The organism is Draconibacterium sediminis (assembly GCF_000949475.1).
GTDB lineage: Bacteria > Bacteroidota > Bacteroidia > Bacteroidales > Prolixibacteraceae > Draconibacterium > Draconibacterium sediminis.
On sequence record NZ_JRHC01000001.1, the window covers coordinates 499365 to 519055 of the forward strand.

Here is a 19691-nt window from a genome sequence, read left to right on the forward strand (position 1 = left end):
CAAACTTTACTTGTATCCTGCTACTTCTGTATTATTTTCACGTCAGAAAATATTCATCATGGAATTTGAAGGCAACATACGAAAAATGATCACCGAGCTTCATGCGCCGGTAAAATATATACTACCCATTGGCGGCGAAAAAATTGATATGAACGCGCTAATCGGGAAAGAAATCTCGATGCGTTTCGACGGGCAAATAAACTGTGTGTCGTGCGGCAAGAAAACAAAAACATCGTTTAGCCAGGGATTTTGTTACAACTGTCTTCAAACGGCTCCCGAAGCCAGCGAATCGATCATTCGGCCCGAGTTATCGAAAGCACATTTAGGAATTGCACGCGATATGGAATGGGCCGAAAAACACGATCTGATCGACCATTTTGTTTACCTGGCCGTGTCGAGCGCTTTAAAAATTGGTGTTACCCGCGGTCATCAGATTCCTACACGCTGGATCGATCAGGGAGCCAGTTATGCCATAAAAATTGCAAAAACGCCCAACCGCCATATTGCCGGTGTTATCGAGGTGTTTCTGAAGGATCATTTTACCGATAAAACCAACTGGCGGTCGATGCTAAAAAACGAAGTGCTGAAAGATTTTGACCTGGCAGCCGAAAAAGAGCGAATTGCCAATTTATTACCACTAGAATTGCAGAAATACTTAGATCCTGAAAACGAGGTAACCGAAATAAATTATCCGGTTGAGCAGTTTCCTGACAAGATAAAAAGTATTGGATTTGATAAACTACCGGAAGTTACCGGAACGCTGGCCGGCATAAAAGGGCAGTATTTAATCTTTGATGACAGCCGGGTTTTAAATATCCGGAAACACAACGGTTATTTTTTGCGGGTGGCAATGTAGTTCATCAGCTCGATTAGCGATTCGCGAGCCTCGCAGTCAGGAAATTCTTTAAGGCCGGCAATTGCCCGGTCTTTAAATTCATTCATTTTTTGCTCGGCGTATTCAAGTCCGCCTTTTTCGGTTACCAGCTTAATCAGTTCTTCAACAACTGCCGAACTGTTATTTTTGCGTTTTATCAGCCTCAAAATTCGCTTCCTTTCACTTCTGTCGGCTTCGTTTAACACATGAAGCAGCGGCAGGGTAATTTTCTTTTCCTTAATGTCGTTACCCGTTGGTTTGCCCAAAAGGCCTTTCGACTGGTAATCGAAAATATCGTCTTTTATCTGGAACGCAATTCCGGCATCCTGCCCGATGCTGTACATTTTTTCAATGATAACTTCATCATCAACTGCCGATGCAGCGCCAATAGCCATACTGGTTGCAATTAACGAAGCTGTTTTTTTGCGAATGATCTCGAAATACGTTTCATCATCGATGTCGAGTTTGCGGCTTTTTTTCATCTGCAGGATTTCTCCCTCGGCCATATCCTGAACCGCACGCGAAATAAGATGAAGGAAATTGTATTTTTTGCTTTCGAGTTGCAGCAGCAGTCCGCGGGCCAAAATATAATCGCCCACCAGAACGGCAAGTTTGTTTTTCCAAAGCGCTTTTACGGAAAACGATCCGCGACGCTCGTACGACTCGTCAACCACATCGTCGTGCACCAGCGTGGCGGTGTGTAATAATTCCACCGAACAGGCCGCCAATTTCGAAGATTCATTGGTTCCGCCGTGTAATTTTGCCGATAAGAACACAAACATTGGGCGAAGTTGTTTGCCTTTGGTACGGTAAAGAAAGTTTAAAACAGTTGCCAGCAGAGGAATATCGCTCTGCAACGATTTCTTAAAATAAGGTTCAAAATCATGCAGTTCCTGTTCAATTGGGGCCTTTATTTTATTTATCGTGGTCATTCCTTTTTCCGCTTCACTTTTGATGAACGAACTTAGAATAATTTTAAATAAAAAACAGACATTTTATTTAAAAATTCTAAAAATTGCCGATTTTGTACAAATGTTAGATATCCGTGCGAAAAAAAGCAGTAAACAAGTCTCAAATATTTATATATTTGCATTTTTAAAGGTATAACCATGGTAGATATCAAGGAGATAAATGTAGAACGATTGGAGGTCGCTGCCAGTATGTTGAAGGCAATGGCACACCCGATGCGCATTGCTATTCTGAAGCATCTGGAAGGGGGAAAAAAACTAACAGTTACCGAGATTCACGAACTGCTAAAGATTGAGCAGTCAACTACATCGCATCACTTAGGCATTTTGCGCGACAAAGGTGTTTTGTGCTCAAAGCGCGAAGGAAAGAATACCTATTATTACCTGAGATACAATATTTTAAGCCAGATTGTAGACTGTCTGGAAACCTGCACCTGCGATTAAAAAATGATTACGATAGGAAAAGCCGCTGATGAAGATCAAGCGGTTTTTTTATGCAATAAATTAGAGGTTTTCTTATTTTGTAGTTCATTTTTATGAAACATTAGCCCGGGTATTTTTAATCTAATTTTCAACTAATTTGAAAACCGACCAATTTATCAGGAAGTACGGAAGCATATTGTTATTTGCTGTTTGTATTGTAGCATTTTGGCAGGTAGCCTTTCTTCAAAAAGGTATGAAATGGGATTTTGTGGATGCCTATTTGCCGGCTCGCTACTTTTTTTCAGAAGCGGTGTTAAACAATATTTTTCCTTTTTGGAATCCTTACTTATTGTATGGAGTACCGTTTTATGCCGATCTGGTTTCGGTTTTTAATCCGGAATTTTGGATTGTTGCCAATATGTTTGGTTATTCGAATATTACCCTTCAGTATGTTTTTTTAGCTTATGTATTTCTGGCCGGAGTTAATTTCAGGTATTTTCTGCAAAGGTTCAAAGCAAACGAATCGCTTGCCCTTTCGCTGGCAATTGCTTTCATGCTTTCCGGTTTTACGGTGGGCAATGCTCAGCATATTGGCTTTATTGCCGGATACGCTTTGTTGCCCCTTGTTGTTGCCGCTTATGTGCAGTTTGCAAGGCAGCCTGAAACAAAAAGTTTGCTGCGGTTGGCCCTCGTATTTTTATTGATGGTTTTTGCCAGCTACCCGGGTATTACAATCATTATTTCCTATTTGTTACTGTGTCTGTTTTTTTTCTATTTGGTTTTATCCATCAAAAGAAAAGAGCGTGTTAAGCGTTTTCTTGTTTTTCATCTGATTTTGGCAGGTATCGTACTTGTTGGAAGTTTCGTTTTGCTGCTGGCTTATTCGCAGGCACAACCCTATTTAAGCCGATATTCCGGTTTAACGCTAGAAGCTGTTTTGAGGCACCCGTTTTCTTTGCATTCATTCTGTTCGTTTCTGTTTCCATATAGTACAACAACAGATGTGGCTTTGTTTAACACCGATCCGTCCATGTCGAATGCATATTTCGGATTGTTCGGATTAACGTTGCTGGTTTATGCGTTAACCGGTAAGATCAAACAAAAAGTAGGTGTGATCTTTTTGTTGTTCGCAGTATTTTCTTTGTTAAACGCACTGGGCAGTCAGTTCTTTTTAAGAGAATTTGTTTACGATCATTTCCCCTTAATGAACATGTTTAAGTATCCATCGATTTTCAGGGCACTTAGCATCTTTGGTTTTCTGGTTTATGCAGGCCTCAACTTGAAGTTTGATGATATTAAATCCGTAAATAGAAAGAAGCTGCTCACGGTTACTGGTGTCTTGGCGATTATTATATTGTTCGTTGTTGTGCGATCGGCGGCACGGCTTGAAGCTTTTGTATTTTTCGACTTCGAATTGTCATTGATCGATCGTTTGCAAAAAACAACAATTAATGAGGCTTTTGTTTTGCAGGGCATTCTTCATTTATTGTTGTTGGGGTGCTTTGCTGTAGTGCTGGTTTTCAAACAAAAATATTTACCCGTAGCTATTGTATTTCTGTTTGTCTTCGACGGAATTCTTTCAACACAGTTGAATTTGCATTACACGGTTGCAGGAGATGTTGATCCTGTAAAATTCAAGACATATTTAGATTCAAAACCCAAAGGATTTCCTATTCCGGAGTTGCATCCGATTGGCGAAAATTCAGACGAAAATGCTTCTGGTACATTTACCTGGAGAAACAACAATGTGTTTCCAAAACGACCCACATTCGACGGGTTGGTTTCGTTTAAAACTGATGGTTATTCGACGTTAAGCGATGATTTTCCGAAACTGTTGGATGTGATGAAAAAGCAGCCGCTTTTTTTCTTTTCCGATGATGTGAGGGTAAACAAAGACACGGCTAACATTGGCCCGAAAACCGTTTTGTTAGAACCTTCCAACTTGCAAATCATTAACGGAAAAACTCTCCAGCATCATCAGACAGATAGATTAGAAATAACGAGCTTTTCTCCCAATAAGGTTGTTTTGCACACCGAAACAAAAAATGAGCAGTTGTTGGTTTTTCAACAGAATTACTTTTCAGGATGGAAGGTGAAAATCGACGGAAAAGAGCAGAAAGTAGTTCGGGCAAACTATACTTTAATGGGCACCCTTATTCCGGCTGGAGAACATATTGTTCAGTTTGGATACAGTAACAGGCTTATAGTCGTGTTTTTTGTTGTCTCAATGCTGGTGCTAATGGTATTGGCAAGTCTGCTTATTTATTTTCATTGGAAAGAGCAAATAAAAAACAGGCAGATTATTCTGTGGTTGGCCTTTGGGTTTATGCTGCTTTTCGTTGTTTTTACTGGGATAAACAGGTGGCGCTATCAAAAAAGTAAAAGCAAATTATTGCCTGAAATCACACAAGAATTCGAAGCGTTAAAAAATACCGATGTTACAACGTTTTTGAGTTATGCCTCAGACACTCAGGTTGAGGTGCCAAATACAGATCATCAATTTTACCTGGACGAAAATATGAACGTGGCCATCTTTGGTAAGGTGCTGGCCGAAACATATAGGCCTCAGTTTGCGCTGGCTTGGGTTAATGGAGCCATCAGCATAGAGGTGAAGGAGTTGTTTACTTCCTATTTTCCTGAGGTAGTGAAAGAGAGAATTTCCGAAAACTCGGGTTTTATTCTGGCCCGGGAAGGAGATGATAAAATATCTGAATTTGATGACGATTTTGAGCCGGAAACAAAACGTATTTGGGAAATAGACAGGAGCAGGATAAAAACCGACTCGATTACAGCGAATGGTTATTACACTTTTATGCCACGCCAAAGATGGGGAGCAGTATTAAATATTAACATCGATGAGACTAATAGCAACCTGCAAAAAATTACGGTGTTGGGCGATATACGTTTCCCTGAAGTATTTTCGGAGGTAAACATGGTTATTACTGTATCACAGGGCAAAGAGCAAATAGAATATTATACCCGGGAAATAAGTAATTTCACGTACGAAACTGGAGTTTGGTCGCGGTTCGCCGTCGTAAAAATGGTTGATTTTAACTTGCATTCAGGTGACGTAATTCATATTTATTTATGGAACAGGACAGTGGCCAGGTTTGATGTCGATAACCTGAAAGTGAAAATGTATAATGGTAATTAGAACCAATCTCCGAATGAGCCTGCAAAGTAGAGCCATTTTCTTATTTTTACCTAAAATTAATCGATTATGAAGCTCGTTTTTGCAACAAATAACAAACATAAACTGGAAGAATTACAGGCTATTTTGGGCGATCATTTTTCCCTGCTTAGCCTAAAAGATATTGAATGTTTCGACGAAATCCCTGAGGAACAGCCTACATTGGAAGGAAATGCCAGCCAAAAAGCTTATTACATCTACGACAAATTTGGCATGAATTGTTTTGCCGACGACACCGGTTTGGAAATTAAGGCCCTGAATGGAGAACCCGGAGTTTTCTCGGCACGTTATGCCGGCGAAGACAAAGATTCGGAGGCGAATATGAATAAGGTACTTGCAAAACTGGTTAAAATAAATGATCGGGAAGCACGTTTTAGAACTGTAATTTCGCTGGTTATTGATGGCGAAGAAAAACAATTCGAAGGCATTGTAAACGGCGAGATTCTCAAAGAAAAACGTGGAGGCTCGGGATTTGGCTACGACCCCATTTTTAAACCGGAAGGACTCGACCAGTCGTTTGCTGAAATGGGCCTCGACGATAAAAATAAGATCAGTCATCGGGGGAGAGCCGTACAAAAGCTGGTCGACTATTTAAAAAAGCTCGATTAAATGAAACGAAGACTTATACTTTCTGCATTTTTATTAATGACTTTTTTTCTTTCGCAAGCCCAGCGCCAACAGGGCTCGTGGCAAGACTATCTTTCGTATAATAAAGCCAGCAAAATTGCGGTTTCGCCCGATAAAGTTTTCTGTGTTACCGAGGGCGGACTGTTTTATTACGATCTGGAAGACAACAGCGTAAATAAATTTGGCGGTACCATTCAGTTGTCTGATTTTGGGGTAAGCACCATTGCTTACAGCGAGCAGAGCCAGGTGCTGGTCATTGCTTATTCAAACAGTAACATCGATTTGCTTTACGATGATGGCGAGGTGGTTAACCTGTCGGATATAAAGCGAAAAACTATCGCAGGGAACAAGGTCATCAATAACATTTCTTTTTCTGATAATGAGGCCTATCTGGCCTGTGGTTTTGGGATTGTCGTGCTCGATCTGGATCGTCAGGAAGTAAAAGATACGTATTATATCGGCAACGGTGGTTCGTCGTTGGAGGTGAATGACATTGAAACGGATAACAACTCGATTTTTGCCGCTACGAACCAGGGAATTTACCGGGCGGATAAAAATGAACCCAACCTGGCCAATTTTGCTAACTGGATTCATGTGGATGATATTCCGCATCCCGATGGTATTTTTAATCATTTGGTTTATCATGGGGGAAACGTAATTGCCAACTTCTCAGCCGGAGAGTGGTATCAGGACGAAATGTATATGCTGAAAGACGGAATCTGGGAACCTTATAATCCTGAAATACGCTTTGCTTTCGATCTGCAGGGTAATGGAAACTACCTGAGTATTGCCAGTCGCGATGTGGTTTTTATCATCGACAGCAATCACACGCAAATAGGACGTATTGATAGCTACAAATTTAACGACCGTTCGGTAGAAAGTATCGCTCCCAAAAGTGCGGGTGTATCGGCCGACGGCTCTGTTTGGATTGCAGACGACAAGGAAGTGTTGGTGCGCTATTACAGCGAAAATTTTGAGCAAACCTTGCCTCCCGGACCAATCAATAACGACATGTATTTTGTTGGTGCCTTTAATTCGGAGATATGGATGAGCGCAGGAAGTACCAATGGATATGTAAGCCCGGTTTTTCAGCGTTTTGGCAGCGATGGCTGGACCTACTTTACCGATCAGACGCATCCCGAACTGCGAGGATTTCATAACATATTAGCTGTTGAAGTGGATCCCCGCGATCCGGATCATTTTTTTGTGGCCAGCTGGGGGGGTGGACTACTGGAATACCGCAACGATGAGCTGGTAGAACGCTATTATAACCTGAACAGTCCGCTGGAAACAGCCTTACCTGAGCAGCCCAACGAGCCGTTTACACGCGTTGGCGGTATGAGTTTCGACTCGGAAGGCAACCTGTGGATTACCAATGCTGAGTGCGCACATAACCTGCATAAATTAACGCCATCGGGCGAGTGGGAATCGTTTGAGTTGCCCGAAATCGCCAACCGATACAATGTTTCGGATATTATTGTGAATGAAAATGATGACAAGTGGATGCTCATTCCGGGTGGACACGATGCGTATGTGATCAATAAAACCGGCGACCATAAAAAAAGACTGTTGGTGCAAACTTATTTCAGTAATGGTACCGACAATATTATAACCCCGATGCATGATGTTTTCTCCATTGCCGAAGACCAGAATGGCGCCATTTGGATTGGTAGCGGGCAAGGGGTGGCCGTTTACAGTAACCCGTCGCGAATTTGGAATTCGGAGAACTTTTATGCCACACACCCGGGGCTTGATTTGAATGACGGTATTTACCATCCGCTGCTTGAAACCGAAACCGTTACTGCTATTGCGGTTGACGGAGCTAACCGAAAGTGGCTGGGAACACAAAATTCAGGCGTGTTTTTGGTATCGGAAACAGGCGAGGCAGAAGTATTGCATTTCACTACTGAAAACAGCCCGTTGCTTTCGAATAATATCCTGTCGATTGCCATCAACCAGAAAAATGGTGAGGTGTTTTTTGGAACCGACAAGGGACTGATCTCTTACCAGGGAGAAGCAACCGGAGGGGCAGACACATATAGCAATGTTTATGTTTATCCAAATCCGGTGCGCGAAACCTACGACGGACCGGTAACAGTTGCCGGGTTAATTGAAAATACCGATGTGAAAATTACCGACATCACCGGAAACCTGGTATACAAAACCACATCGTTTGGTGGGCAGGCAGTTTGGGATGGTAAGAACCTGAATGGCAAGCGCGTAAAAACCGGAGTTTACCTGGTATTTTGTAACGACGAGAACGGGGAAGAAACCCACATCACAAAAATATTGTTCATACATTGATTGGGATTCACAAGCAGCTTAACTGAGTTATGATTACGGCTACCGAAGGCATTGTTTTGCACACAATAAAATATGGCGAGAGCAGTGTTATTACCACTGTTTTTACCAAAGAATTTGGGCGGCAAAGCTACCTGATAAATGCTGCCCGGAGCCGGAAGTCGAAAAATAAAGCCGGTTTGTTGCAGCCCCTGTTTATGGTTGAACTGGAAGCTTACCAGAAGCAATCGCGCGACCTGCAACGGATCAGGGCAATGAGAAGTCTGACTACCTACCAGGAAATTCCTTTTGACATTGTAAAATCAACGCAGGCCATTTTTCTGGCCGAGGTGCTCTATAAAACCATCCACGAACAGGAAAGTTACCCCGAACTGTTTGAGTTTATTAAAAGCGCTTTGCTGTATCTCGATTTGATGGAGGAGGGCAAAACAAATTTTCATCTGTATTTCCTGTTTCATTTAACCGAGTACCTTGGTTTTATGCCCGACACCACACAAACCGGTTTTGAAGGCTGGCTCGATTTGCAAAAGGGTGCCGTAGTACCTTTTGAGCCTTCGCACCCGATGTTTGTGAATAAAGAAGCAACGGCGGTTTTGGTAAAACTGGCTTTGTTGAAAATTAACGAGCTGGATAGCTTGAAATTAAAACGCAGCATGCGCGATACACTACTTGCAAAGTTAGTGGATTATTACCGTCTGCATTTTGATACGTTGGGTGAAATAAAATCGCTAAAAGTACTTCAGGAAGTTTTTTCCTGATCGTCTTTTATAATCACGACTTCATAAGTGTAAAGTTCGGCGGTTTTCCATCCGTCCCAACCAATTCCGGCTTTGTTCTTCGAACATCTTCCCAGAAATTCTTCTTTGCTCCAGCCCGTTTTTTCGGCTACCTGTGGCAAAAAGGTGCCCGAGTTTAAACCGCTTTTTATATAAATGCCGTGTTTTCCCAGTTCAAATTCATCAATCGATTTAATCTTTTTCAGTGGAGTTAACACCGATACTTCCAGTGTCATGTTGTCCAGATCGGAAGGTTCAATAGGGTCGAAACGCTGGTCGTTTGTGGCTGAAACTGCAAACCGTTTAGTCATTTCGCGTAAGGTTTTATTACCGGCAAATCCGCCAATACACCCTCGTAATTCATTGTTGATATAAATGCTGATAAAAGCACCGGCCTTCTGATTCAGGATGCTGTTATCGTTCCTTTTAGGTTTCTTTTCTTTTACGTCCTCGCCTAAAAAACGAGCAATCGAATTTCGGGCCAGCTGCAGAATTTCCTGTTTTTCAGAGGGGCTGATTTCAAAAACGGCTTTTTCGTAAACACCAATAGCCCAGTAGCCCACCACGCGGTCTTTTTCACCGTAAAGCCGGCTGTCGCCCGAGTTTTTGTAGGCCAGTTGTTTAAACTCAAAATCCCTTTTTTTAGTAAGGTGAAGCAGTGTGAGTACTGAAGTCCAGCCACATAACGAGGTGGCAAGGTTGCCAATCTTTTTCTTCTTGTTCTTTTCAATTGCTTTTAACAGTTTTTTGGGTTTGTTTTTGCAAATGGCATCAGCCGTTAACTGGTCCGCCAACTTTGCATTTTCATAGTCTGGGAAATGCGAAAAGTCGGTACTGATAACAAACAAATTATCAGGTGTAAAGTAAGGACGAAGCGCTTTGGCCAGCTTCTTGCAAATGCCGGTTGAGTGGGTGCCAAGAATAATAGGCACCAAGGTCAAATCGTTCCCCAAGCGGAATTGCAAAAACGGCAACTGAACCTCCAGGCTGTGTTCATAGAGGTGCGATGCATCGTGCTCAGTAAACACCGACGATGAGGCGAGCAATTGTTTTCCGATTTTTTTATTCACCGGAATTTCGCCCAGAGGCGTCTCGTAGTTTCCTTCGGTATAAATGGCGGCTCCGCCAAAAGTATAACGATGGCTCGATGCCAATACAAAAATATTCTGATAGTTTTTGTTTGCCGGAATTTGTTTGAAAGCGGCTGCTGCAACTTCACCGCTAAAAATATAGCCTGCATGCGGCGAAATAAGGGCGCGCAGCGGTTGCGAGGTTTTTACATTGACGGCACCGTCAAAAAGTTCTTCCAGCTCATTTCGCAAAGTGCTGGAAGACGAAGGGTAAAATTGTCCGGCCACTGCCGGCTCGCGGTTTTTATTTGTATTGAATAGCATAGTTTTCTTTCAGCTAAAAGGTAGTAATATTATTACGCAACGCAATGAAATTGGTTTGCGGACCGGTTTGTGAAGAAACATTTAAATAGCGTTTGTTTTCGTGGGCAGCGATTTTAAAGATAAAACAGATAACGTACATTTACGTGAATACTAAATTTAAATGGACTTAAACAAGGTACATAGCGTTATTGCAGTGCTGGCAGAAGCCGGGAGAGCGATCATTGAAGTGTATGAAAGTAACAACTTTGATGAGCAGCGGAAATCTGATAATACAGCAGTTACCCGGGCCGACAAAGCTTCGAGTAAGATTATTAATGCAGGCCTTGCACGAATTTTCCCCGAAATTCCTGTTTTAGATGAAGAAACCAACTTCCCGGAGTACGAAATTCGTAAAACCTGGGAGAATTATTTTTTGGTCGACCCGCTGGATGGTACCAAGGAGTTTATTAAACGCAACGGCGAATTTTGCATCAACGTCGCATTAATAAACAAAACAGCCCCGGTAAACGGATGGATTTACGAACCGCTGAAAGAAAAAGGCTGGTACTGTGGTAAAGGTGGCGGGATTTATGAGTTCGACAGCAAAGGGAATTTCAAAGAAATGCCGAAGCCGGAGCCCTACAACGGAAAAATAAGGGTGGCCACCAGTCGCTCGTTTTTTAAGCCCCGCGAAGCCGAGCTGATCGAAAAAATGAGAGGCACTTTTGAGTTGGAGATCCTACACTGCGGCAGTTCGAAAAAGCAAATAGAAATCATAAAAGGAAATGCTGATATGTACTTAAAAGCCGGTCCCTGTTCCGAATGGGATACTGCACCCGGCCAGTTGATGGTAGAAGAGTTTGGCGGCAGTGTTTTTCGTCAGGATACCTTTGAAACCATGGCTTACAACAAAGCCAATCTTAAAAATCCGCATTTTGTAATGCTTAACGAAAGGCTTAATACCCCCGATTTTATAGCGTTTATGCAGCAAATAATTCAGGAGTAGTTCGCAAATCCAACTTTTCTTTTTGATAAATATAAGCTAACTTGTTCAGCGTGCGCGGGATATTTTCGTCGCATAAATCAAAAAACAAAAAAGATGAAACGTACATTTATTTTATTGGCAGTGGTAGTAGCTGCAGCACTTCTTTTTGCCGGATGCGCAACACAATCGTTTGAAAATATTGGCGATCCCCCGGGGTTCATAAAAGGTGTTTTTCACGGTTTTATTTTGCTGTTTAGTTTTATTGCCAGTCTTTTTACCGATTACGAAATTTATGCTTTCCCTAATGCAGGAGGCTGGTATAACTTTGGTTTCCTGATTGGCGTAATGATGTTTTTTGGCGGTGGTGGCGCCGGTGCCAAATGCAAAAAATAGACTGCCCGAAAATAAATTTTTTAGTTGCGAACAACATGCTGTGCAAAACTTGCGTTTGATTACAAAAACGGACGCAGGTGTAATGCGTATCTTCGTGGTGAGTTTTAAACAGGAAAACAGATTTAAAATTATTAGACAGATGAATAGGATAGTTGTTCTTTTAGCGATTCTTGCATTAACTGCATCTTCATGTAAGATATTTCAAAAATCGTCGGGTCAGGCCGAATCGGCTTATACCACCGACACTACAGCACCAACAAAAGTGTTTACCGTACCGGGTAGCGAAACAACCACACAGCCAACAGCTGTAACAAAACCCGAACCGGTGGCCGACGAGAAACCGATTGCAATACGTAAAGAGCAGGTTTCGTTTACCAGCCAAACGGATCAGACTGCAAACGCCGGAAACACTTTCTTTGTGATTTTGGGCTCGTTTAGTCAGTTGGATAATGCAAAAAATTACCGTACAACGCTTATCGATGAGGGTTTTACGCCTATCATCCTGCACAGCGAAACAGGTTATTACCGTGTTTGTGTTAATTCGTACAAAAGCGAAAGCGAAGCACGTGGAAGAGTGGCTCAGGTACGCAATGCTTTCCCGAAATACTCGGATGTATGGCTTTTAATTAAAGAATAGAAAATATTTCAAATTGATTTGAAGACGCCGCTTTATGCGGCGTTTTTTGTTTTTGTATTTTATTAATCTTCATTTTCCGCGAGCTAAATATTTTTCTCGCAGATGACGCAAATTATCACTGATTGTCTTTCACCGCCAGGAATATTTTTCTGCGGAGATCTGCGTAATCAGCGTGAAATAAGAGAATTTGGCGGATATCAGGAATGTTTAAAAATTCTTAAAATCAACAACAAAGGGCTTACGGGTGTTATATTTTCAGAATTTATCGGAAATCAGTATTACATTTGTAATCGTTGCAAAAAACGAATACCCATTCTAGAAAGAAAACATTTATGTGTAAAGACGAAAAGCAGAAGTTACTGGATCAACGCTACCTGAAGATGGCCGATATATGGGCGCAAAACTCATATTGTAAACGCCGCCAGGTGGGAGCGTTAATTGTTAAGGATAAAATGATTATTTCTGACGGTTACAACGGAACGCCGGCAGGATTTGAAAATATATGCGAGGATGAAGACAACAAAACAAAACCATACGTACTGCACGCCGAAGCCAATGCCATTACAAAGGTGGCGAAGTCGGGAAACAGTAGTGATGGTGCCACTTTGTACGTTACTTCATCGCCTTGTTTAGAGTGTTCGAAACTAATTATTCAGGCCGGAATTAAACGAGTGGTTTTTACCGAAAGTTACCGCCTGGAGGATGGCATAAACCTGTTAAAACGTGCTGATATTGAAGTAAAGCAGGTTGATATTTAAAGGCAAAAGTGAAAATTTGCCGGACGCTACCGGTGGTTTGCCGCCGCGATATACATTAAAATCAGGTCAGGTTATTAGCTACTGACCATTGAAGAAAGCCTATGAACAAGAAAACAACAATACTTTTACCCGTACTGATTGCCATTGCCGTAGCGGCAGGTATTCTGATTGGAAATATAATGAGCCGGAATGCCGCACCGTCGTATCATGGCGTGGGATTTTCGCAACCCAATAAAATATCTGCCATTCTCGACCTGGTTAACAGGGGGTATGTAGACAGCGTAAATACCAGCGAAATTGTTGAAAGTACGATTCCGGAGATACTGAAAAATCTCGATCCGCATACCAGTTACATTCCTGCCCGCGACATGAACGAAGTGCAGGAGGAGATGAGCGGTAACTTCTCAGGTATCGGGGTACAGTTTTCTATTCAGGAAGATACGGTACGTGTAATTGAGGTCATTCCCGAAGGCCCGTCAAGCCGGGTGGGTGTTTTGCCCGGCGACCGCATTGTTACTGTCGACGACTCGTTGATTGCCGGTGTAAAAGTGCACAACAACACGGTGATGTCGCTGTTGCGTGGCGAAAAAAACTCGAAAGTTCGGGTGGGAATCGTGCGCTCGGGTTACGCCGACGAATTGGAGTTTGAAATTACCCGTGGCGATATTCCGCTGTACAGCGTTGATGTGTCGTACATGATTGACGACCATACCGGTTTTATTAAAATTAGCCGTTTTTCGAATGCCACCTACCGCGAGTTTATGGAGGGAATGCTGAAGCTGAAAGAGGCAGGTGCCGAAAAAGTAATTATCGATTTAAGAAGCAACCCCGGTGGGGCACTGGTTGGCGTGTTGCAAATGGTTGACGAATTTCTGGAAAAAGGAGAACCAATTTTGTACACCGAAGGCCTGCATCAGCAACGAAAAACCTACAATGCTTCGGCCAAAGCAACTTTCTCCGACATTGGTGTTTATGTAATGATCGACGAGTTTTCGGCTTCGGCAAGCGAGATTTTTGCCGGCGCTATGCAGGATAACGACCGTGGATTTGTGATCGGGCGCCGTTCGTTTGGAAAAGGATTGGTACAGGAGCAAATTCCATTGATGGACGGATCGGCATTGCGCTTAACAGTGGCGCGTTTTTACACACCCAGCGGACGTTGTATTCAAAGTTCGTACGAAGATGGCAACGACGAGTATTACGATCATATTTACGAGCGTTTTCACAACATGGAGCAGTTGGTAGCCGACAGCATTCATTTTGTTGATTCGTTGCGCTACGAAACCAAAGGCGGACGCGTGGTTTATGGTGGTGGCGGTATTATGCCCGACTTCTTTGTGCCGGTTGATACCACAGGAAATTCGGAGTATTTCAACCAGATTTACCGAAAAGGACTGATTTATTCGTTTGCTTATGCTTACGCCGATTCGCACCGCGAGGAGCTTTCGAAATTCACCTCAGCCGGCGAGCTCGAGAATTTTATGGACCAACACAACGCCATGAACGAATTTATTGCCTATGCCGAAGAAAAGGGTGTGAAAAGAGATGCTGAAGGTTTAAAGATATCGGGGAAGGTGATTAACACGCAAATGAAAGCTTATGTTGCCCGGAATATCATGGGCGAAGAAGGTTTTTACCCGATCATCAAACAAATTGATAAAACGCTGTTGCGCGCCATCGAGGTGTCGCAGCAAAACCTGATGGTGCAGAATGTGGTGGCTACCGATTCGGTGGTTTCAGTGTTGCAATAAGATAATTTATCCGCAGGTATAGAAAGATCCGGGCCGTATTATCTGAAAAGATAAACGACCCGGATTTTTTTTGAAAGACTATATTGAATTACGTCGCCCCGGGCTAAAATAAAACGCACTTTCAGCGCTCTTTTTATTATTTTAATCCGACAGCAAATATGTTAGAGGGCTGAAAGTCTGTAGTAATTTAGCCCCGGGTAAACGCACCGCCGGATGGCGGAAGTGTCGCACGGGGTTAATGTTAAGCATTAGAAAAGGCGCAAATGCAAAAGCATATTGAAAATGAAACGTGTCATGCGCCTTATATAGAGACCCCTTTTTAGAAAATTAAGCGTAAAATATTTGCGTACAAAGGGTAGATATCCCGAAGGGATAAAACATGATTAAGCTCGTATGAAAACCAGGAGCGGGTTTTTTAAGAGCTCCAAGAGGGTGGCAATAAGGTAATAAGGTTTTTGGGATAGATCAGGTGCAAAGACTACTAAGGTTGTGGTTGAAGAATAAAGTTTTTGTTTACCATGTAAGAATCAACGGCCTTTTGGGTTCCGGAACTTGATTGCAATGCATAAAACCTTGTCTGTAAAGAATAAACCTTAGTAGTAAGGTTTTAACATAGAAATCAAACCTTATTACCTTATTGGCAAAACCAAAACCACCTTTTTAGCGTGAAATGGCTGTCGGGAGAGCTGTTATTCGGAAAATAATTTATGAAATGGTACTGAATACTAAAAAGTTGGTATTGATATTTAAGGAAATAGAACTGTTTCCTAAAAAGCATAAAGTTATATTCAATGAAACTGCGGTGTATACTAAAAAGTATAAGTTGAGATTCAATGAAACAGCGTCGTATCCTAAATAATAGTGATCGATATTTAATGAAACTGTGCAAAATTCTAAAAACAATTAATTGAAATTTTAGGAAACACCGCAGTATTATTAAGAGTAATTAGAATAAATGTATTAACTTACAGAGGTATAATACCGATTAAATATCGAAATGAGCCTTTGGTTCGCTTACTCCCAAAGCCTCTTTCGTTTATTATCGGCATTAACTCCCGAATCAAGTTCGGGACAGGCTATTGCAATTTCACTGTTTCGTTTAAGGCTTACATTGAAATGCAATTGGTATAACAGTTTGTTTAAAGAGAATTAAGTAATGGCTATAAACAATCTTACACCGATTACTCCCGAATTGCTTTACGATGGTTTGGTTGAAAAACTTCCGGATAAAAAGTCGAGAATGACAGAATTTATCCGCGAAAACAAAAGTAGCGGGAATAGCTATATGGATTTATTTGCCCAAACGGTTCGCGTTTACGGAAAGCGTGACGTGGCAGACTATGGCGAACTTTTAGGTGTAAATTACAGGCATTTGGATGGTGCTGTACGATGGATGTCGGGGATGGGAGTACACGCCTGGATGACTGAATACCTGCGCCTGGTAGCGTGCGATTTGGTAGAGCACACCGATTTTAGTTTTAAGGAAATTGGTAAAATTATGGGCTTTTCGCAAAGCAGCTTTTCGCAGTTTTTCAGGGCCTATCAGAAAATGCAGGCCTGGGAATACCGGAACCTTAAACAGCATGGGCGAAAAAGAAGGTATTTTCGGCGATGATGGTTGGTCATTAGTCACTGGTCATTAGTCATTGGTCATTAGACATTAGTCAAAAGTTGGGTGATGAGAAAACAGTATCTGGTATTGAGTATTGAGTACTGAGTACTGAGTATTGAGTAACCAGTATCTTGCATCCAGCATCCAGCATCCAGTAACCAGTATCCAGCATCAAAAATCTAATATCCAATAATCAATTTTGAATACCCAATATCCAACGATCGAGCATCGAGCATCGAGTAACCAGCATCCAGCATCCAGTTGAGCGAAGCGAAATCCCGACCGGAAGCGTCGGGGCATCTAGTATCCAGTAGCACATTTCTCGCTGCGCTCGAAATGACAGCATCTCGGCACTCGTATCTTGTAACTAGTGTCTTCTAAAACTATTTCGATATTTCCAACATCCGTTGAATCGGAATCCGGGCTTTTTCAATTACATCTTGTGGAAGTGTAACCTCCGGCTGTTCGTGTTTTAAGCAGATGTACAGCTTTTGCAGGCTGTTTAGCTTCATGTACTCGCAGTCGTTGCAGGCGCATGTTGAATCGTTCGATGGTGCCGGAATAAATACCTTATCCGGACAAGCCTTGGTCATCTGGTGCAGAATACCGCTTTCGGTTGCTACAATAAATTTCTTCGCATCGCTGCTCTGCACGTAATTCAACAGGGCAGTAGTTGATCCAATATGTTTTGCCAGCAGCAATACCGGTTTTTCGCACTCGGGATGAGCGATAAATTCGGCATCAGGATGTGCGTCCATCAGGTCGATAATCTTTTCTACCGAATATTGCTCGTGAACCATACAGGCACCATCCCACAATACCATGCTGCGGCCGGTTATGCTGTTAATATAGTTTCCAAGGTTTTTATCCGGCGCAAAAATCAGCTTCTGATCTTCGGGGAAACTGTCGACAATTTTTTTGGCATTGGCCGATGTACAAACAATGTCAGACATGGTTTTTAACGCCGCCGTTGCATTTACATAGGTAATTACCTTGTGGTCGGGATATTTGGCTTTGAATTCGGCAAATTTATCAGCCGGAGCCGACTCAGCCAGCGAACAGCTTGCTTTCAGGTCGGGAAGGATCACTTTTTTATCGGGATTGATGATCTTGGCTGTTTCGGCCATAAAATGCACCCCCACAAAAACAATCATTTCGGCATCGGTACTGGCTGCTGCCTGGGCCAGGCCAAGGCTGTCGCCAACATAGTCAGCAATGTCCTGAAGTGCGCCTTCAACGTAAAAGTGGCTGAGTATTACAGCGTTCTTTTCCTTTTTCAGGCGTTTAATTTCTTCAACCAACTTAAGGCTCGGATCAATTGTCTCTTCAATATAACCCTTCTCGTCCAACATTTTATCTATATGAAGCTGTTCCATCTCTTAGTTTCTGAATAAACAGGGCGCAAAAATATAAATTCCTGTAAAAAAAACAGTGATATCAGTTAAATGTTTGGTTTTGAAGCATAAAAAAAGCCGCATAACAGCGGCTTTCTTTATATTGAGTTGGACGAATATTGTCCTTTACTGGGCACTTACATGGCTATAGTAAATACCATATCCAAGTTGATCTTGTCCGTTATAGCTAGTTCTTATACCAATTACCGATAGTGTATCACCAACTACAATGCCTTTGGCAGCTAACAAACCTTTTCTGTCGTCGCCGGTTGCACCCCAACCCGGGTAGCAGCCATATACATATACTTCAGTGGTGCCATCATTCAAATAAAGATTACCATACGGTGCATAATCAATGTCTGAAATTTGACCGGTTATCATATAGTATGTATTGGAATCTTCTGGTTTAGCCAGAAACTCAGCAATAGTAACGGGTGTTACGGGAATAACTTCTTCCAATACGGCACCTCCTACCTGTGGATTTCCGTTATAGGCCGAACGTTTTCCAACAATTGTAATAATGTCGCCTTCCTTCAATCCTTTATCCTGGAAATCCTGAATGCCATACACAAATGTTTCGCCGGAGTAATCGCGCAGGTATAAATTGCCGTAGGTAGTATTTGAAATACCGGTAATAACCCCTGATAAACGATATTGGGTATTGCCAACTTCAGCAGCAAGGAATTCGGCGATAGATACCTCTAAAATTGCTCCTTTCTGGCTAAGCGAAGTTTGCGAAGTATAGTTTTTCGATCCATCAGTAGTGCGGAATGTTAGCGTAGTTTCGCGATCTCCACCCTCATTGGCTTCGGCTTTAAATGTTACAACAGAATTGGTTCCTGCAGTTTGGATCGATGAAATGGATAACCATGACTCGGCATCAGCAGGAATTTCTACGGATAAACCATCGCCTTTGCAGGTAACGTATGCCACAAAATCGCCACCTTCGATAGGAAGTTGTGCGTTTTCTGTTGAATCAACTTTTACCAGCGATTTATTGATGTTGATAACGGATACATTTACCAACTGAGGAGTTCCTTTGTATGAACCTTTAGGTCCTTCTATTGTAATTTCATCACCTACCTCAAGTCCCCAGCTTAAGAAGTTTTTCTCTCCACCTTTTGAATCGAGCGTACCATAAATATAGATTGAACCTGTTTCATCCTCTAAATACCAGTTGCCGTAAGTTGTGTTGGTTATTGATGTAACAACACCGGTTACCTGGTAGGTTTTGCTTTCAGGGCCGGCGAGTATCTCTGCTACTGTGGCAGGTGCGACTATTGCCAAACCCTGAATGATGTTAATGCGTTGAGTTTCGCCTGCGCATTCAATAATAAGCTCTGCGGTGCGACCATCAATGGCAGATTCGGCCGAAAAGGTAAGTGTTGACTCACCGGCACTGCCAGAAGTAGATGAGAGCGACAACCATTCAACAGTGTTCTCAACTGTCCAGCTTTCTTTAGCCATTATGGTAATGGTAGTAGAACCACCATCTACAGGAATCGATACGTATGACGACGATACCTGAATTTCATCAAGCAAAGTCATTGTTTCTTCATCTTCACAACTCGTCATCAGGGCAAGTATGGCGATGAATATTGGAAATAAATATTTAAGTTTCATATTATT

16 protein-coding genes are annotated in these 19691 nt (G+C 42.2%); 12 read left to right on the plus strand and 4 right to left on the minus strand.

Translation table 11 applies throughout. From position 1 onward, the window contains the following. Positions 1-58 precede the first annotated feature (58 nt). Positions 59-856, plus strand: a complete 798-nt coding sequence (locus tag LH29_RS01995; protein WP_045025874.1) for a DUF2797 domain-containing protein — start codon at positions 59-61, stop codon at positions 854-856. On the opposite strand, the gene LH29_RS02000 is transcribed toward LH29_RS01995, so the two are convergent. Then, on the minus strand, positions 832-1806 hold the full coding sequence (locus tag LH29_RS02000) for a polyprenyl synthetase family protein (RefSeq protein WP_045025875.1): 975 nt from the start codon (positions 1804-1806) through the stop codon (positions 832-834). The two genes, LH29_RS01995 and LH29_RS02000, sit on opposite strands and share 25 nt — an antisense overlap. 177 nt (positions 1807-1983) lie before the next feature. Here LH29_RS02000 and LH29_RS02005 point away from each other — a divergent pair, with 177 nt between their 5' ends. From LH29_RS02005 to recO, 5 genes are all read left to right on the plus strand, one after another. Continuing rightward, the gene (locus LH29_RS02005) at positions 1984-2286 is read left to right on the plus strand and encodes an ArsR/SmtB family transcription factor (RefSeq protein ID WP_045025876.1); all 303 of its coding nucleotides are present in this window, start codon (positions 1984-1986) and stop codon (positions 2284-2286) included. A gap of 136 nt (positions 2287-2422) precedes the next feature. After that, positions 2423-5419 carry a YfhO family protein gene (locus LH29_RS02010; RefSeq protein WP_045025877.1) on the plus strand — a complete coding sequence of 999 codons (2997 nt, stop codon included), beginning with the start codon at positions 2423-2425 and terminating at the stop codon, positions 5417-5419. Positions 5420-5485: 66 nt separating this feature from the next. Further along, complete coding sequence (locus tag LH29_RS02015) at positions 5486-6064, plus strand: non-canonical purine NTP diphosphatase (protein WP_045025878.1); 579 nt, start codon at positions 5486-5488, stop codon at positions 6062-6064. Then, positions 6065-8386, plus strand: a complete 2322-nt coding sequence (gene porZ / locus LH29_RS02020; protein ID WP_082063379.1) for a type IX secretion system anionic LPS delivery protein PorZ — start codon at positions 6065-6067, stop codon at positions 8384-8386. It abuts the gene before it with no gap. A gap of 29 nt (positions 8387-8415) precedes the next feature. After that, complete coding sequence (gene recO, locus LH29_RS02025) at positions 8416-9141, plus strand: DNA repair protein RecO (protein ID WP_045025880.1); 726 nt, start codon at positions 8416-8418, stop codon at positions 9139-9141. Here the strand turns inward: recO and amrB are convergent. Continuing rightward, positions 9123-10553, minus strand: a complete 1431-nt coding sequence (amrB, locus tag LH29_RS02030) for an AmmeMemoRadiSam system protein B (protein WP_045025881.1) — start codon at positions 10551-10553, stop codon at positions 9123-9125. The two genes, recO and amrB, sit on opposite strands and share 19 nt — an antisense overlap. Positions 10554-10713: 160 nt before the next feature. Between amrB and LH29_RS02035 the strand changes: the two genes are divergently transcribed. From LH29_RS02035 to LH29_RS23575, 6 genes are all read left to right on the plus strand, one after another. Next, the gene (locus LH29_RS02035; RefSeq protein WP_045025882.1) at positions 10714-11538 is read left to right on the plus strand and encodes a 3'(2'),5'-bisphosphate nucleotidase CysQ family protein; all 825 of its coding nucleotides are present in this window, start codon (positions 10714-10716) and stop codon (positions 11536-11538) included. Positions 11539-11631: 93 nt separating this feature from the next. Then, a complete protein-coding gene (locus LH29_RS02040) occupies positions 11632-11910 on the plus strand; it encodes a hypothetical protein (protein WP_045025883.1) in 279 nt (92 codons plus the stop codon). Between the two features lie 139 nt (positions 11911-12049). Continuing rightward, the gene (locus LH29_RS23570) at positions 12050-12547 is read left to right on the plus strand and encodes an SPOR domain-containing protein (RefSeq protein ID WP_198152325.1); all 498 of its coding nucleotides are present in this window, start codon (positions 12050-12052) and stop codon (positions 12545-12547) included. Between the two features lie 332 nt (positions 12548-12879). Further along, positions 12880-13305 (plus strand): deoxycytidylate deaminase, encoded by a 426-nt coding sequence (locus LH29_RS02050; RefSeq protein WP_045025884.1) that lies wholly within the window; start codon positions 12880-12882, stop codon positions 13303-13305. Between the two features lie 101 nt (positions 13306-13406). Further along, a complete protein-coding gene (locus LH29_RS02055; RefSeq protein WP_045025885.1) occupies positions 13407-15056 on the plus strand; it encodes a S41 family peptidase in 1650 nt (549 codons plus the stop codon). 1156 nt (positions 15057-16212) lie between these two features. Then, positions 16213-16671, plus strand: a complete 459-nt coding sequence (locus tag LH29_RS23575; protein WP_052670547.1) for a helix-turn-helix domain-containing protein — start codon at positions 16213-16215, stop codon at positions 16669-16671. A 380-nt stretch (positions 16672-17051) separates the two neighbouring features. Here LH29_RS23575 and nadA read toward each other — a convergent pair whose 3' ends face one another. Next, positions 17052-18044, minus strand: a complete 993-nt coding sequence (gene nadA / locus LH29_RS02070; RefSeq protein ID WP_045025887.1) for a quinolinate synthase NadA — start codon at positions 18042-18044, stop codon at positions 17052-17054. Positions 18045-18188: 144 nt separating this feature from the next. Beyond that, a complete protein-coding gene (locus tag LH29_RS02075; RefSeq protein ID WP_045025888.1) occupies positions 18189-19685 on the minus strand; it encodes a BACON domain-containing protein in 1497 nt (498 codons plus the stop codon). Between the last annotated feature and the right edge of the window lie 6 nt (positions 19686-19691).

Coding starts and splice junctions, on each gene's coding strand:
- LH29_RS01995 (WP_045025874.1), top strand. CDS start 59: ATGGAATTTGAAGGCAACATACGAAAAATGATCACCGAGCTTCATGCG.
- LH29_RS02000 (WP_045025875.1), bottom strand. CDS start 1,806: ATGACCACGATAAATAAAATAAAGGCCCCAATTGAACAGGAACTGCAT.
- LH29_RS02005 (WP_045025876.1), top strand. CDS start 1,984: ATGGTAGATATCAAGGAGATAAATGTAGAACGATTGGAGGTCGCTGCC.
- LH29_RS02015 (WP_045025878.1), top strand. CDS start 5,486: ATGAAGCTCGTTTTTGCAACAAATAACAAACATAAACTGGAAGAATTA.
- porZ (WP_082063379.1), top strand. CDS start 6,065: ATGAAACGAAGACTTATACTTTCTGCATTTTTATTAATGACTTTTTTT.
- recO (WP_045025880.1), top strand. CDS start 8,416: ATGATTACGGCTACCGAAGGCATTGTTTTGCACACAATAAAATATGGC.
- amrB (WP_045025881.1), bottom strand. CDS start 10,553: ATGCTATTCAATACAAATAAAAACCGCGAGCCGGCAGTGGCCGGACAA.
- LH29_RS02035 (WP_045025882.1), top strand. CDS start 10,714: ATGGACTTAAACAAGGTACATAGCGTTATTGCAGTGCTGGCAGAAGCC.
- LH29_RS02040 (WP_045025883.1), top strand. CDS start 11,632: ATGAAACGTACATTTATTTTATTGGCAGTGGTAGTAGCTGCAGCACTT.
- LH29_RS23570 (WP_198152325.1), top strand. CDS start 12,050: ATGAATAGGATAGTTGTTCTTTTAGCGATTCTTGCATTAACTGCATCT.
- LH29_RS02050 (WP_045025884.1), top strand. CDS start 12,880: ATGTGTAAAGACGAAAAGCAGAAGTTACTGGATCAACGCTACCTGAAG.
- LH29_RS02055 (WP_045025885.1), top strand. CDS start 13,407: ATGAACAAGAAAACAACAATACTTTTACCCGTACTGATTGCCATTGCC.
- LH29_RS23575 (WP_052670547.1), top strand. CDS start 16,213: ATGGCTATAAACAATCTTACACCGATTACTCCCGAATTGCTTTACGAT.
- nadA (WP_045025887.1), bottom strand. CDS start 18,044: ATGGAACAGCTTCATATAGATAAAATGTTGGACGAGAAGGGTTATATT.
- LH29_RS02075 (WP_045025888.1), bottom strand. CDS start 19,685: ATGAAACTTAAATATTTATTTCCAATATTCATCGCCATACTTGCCCTG.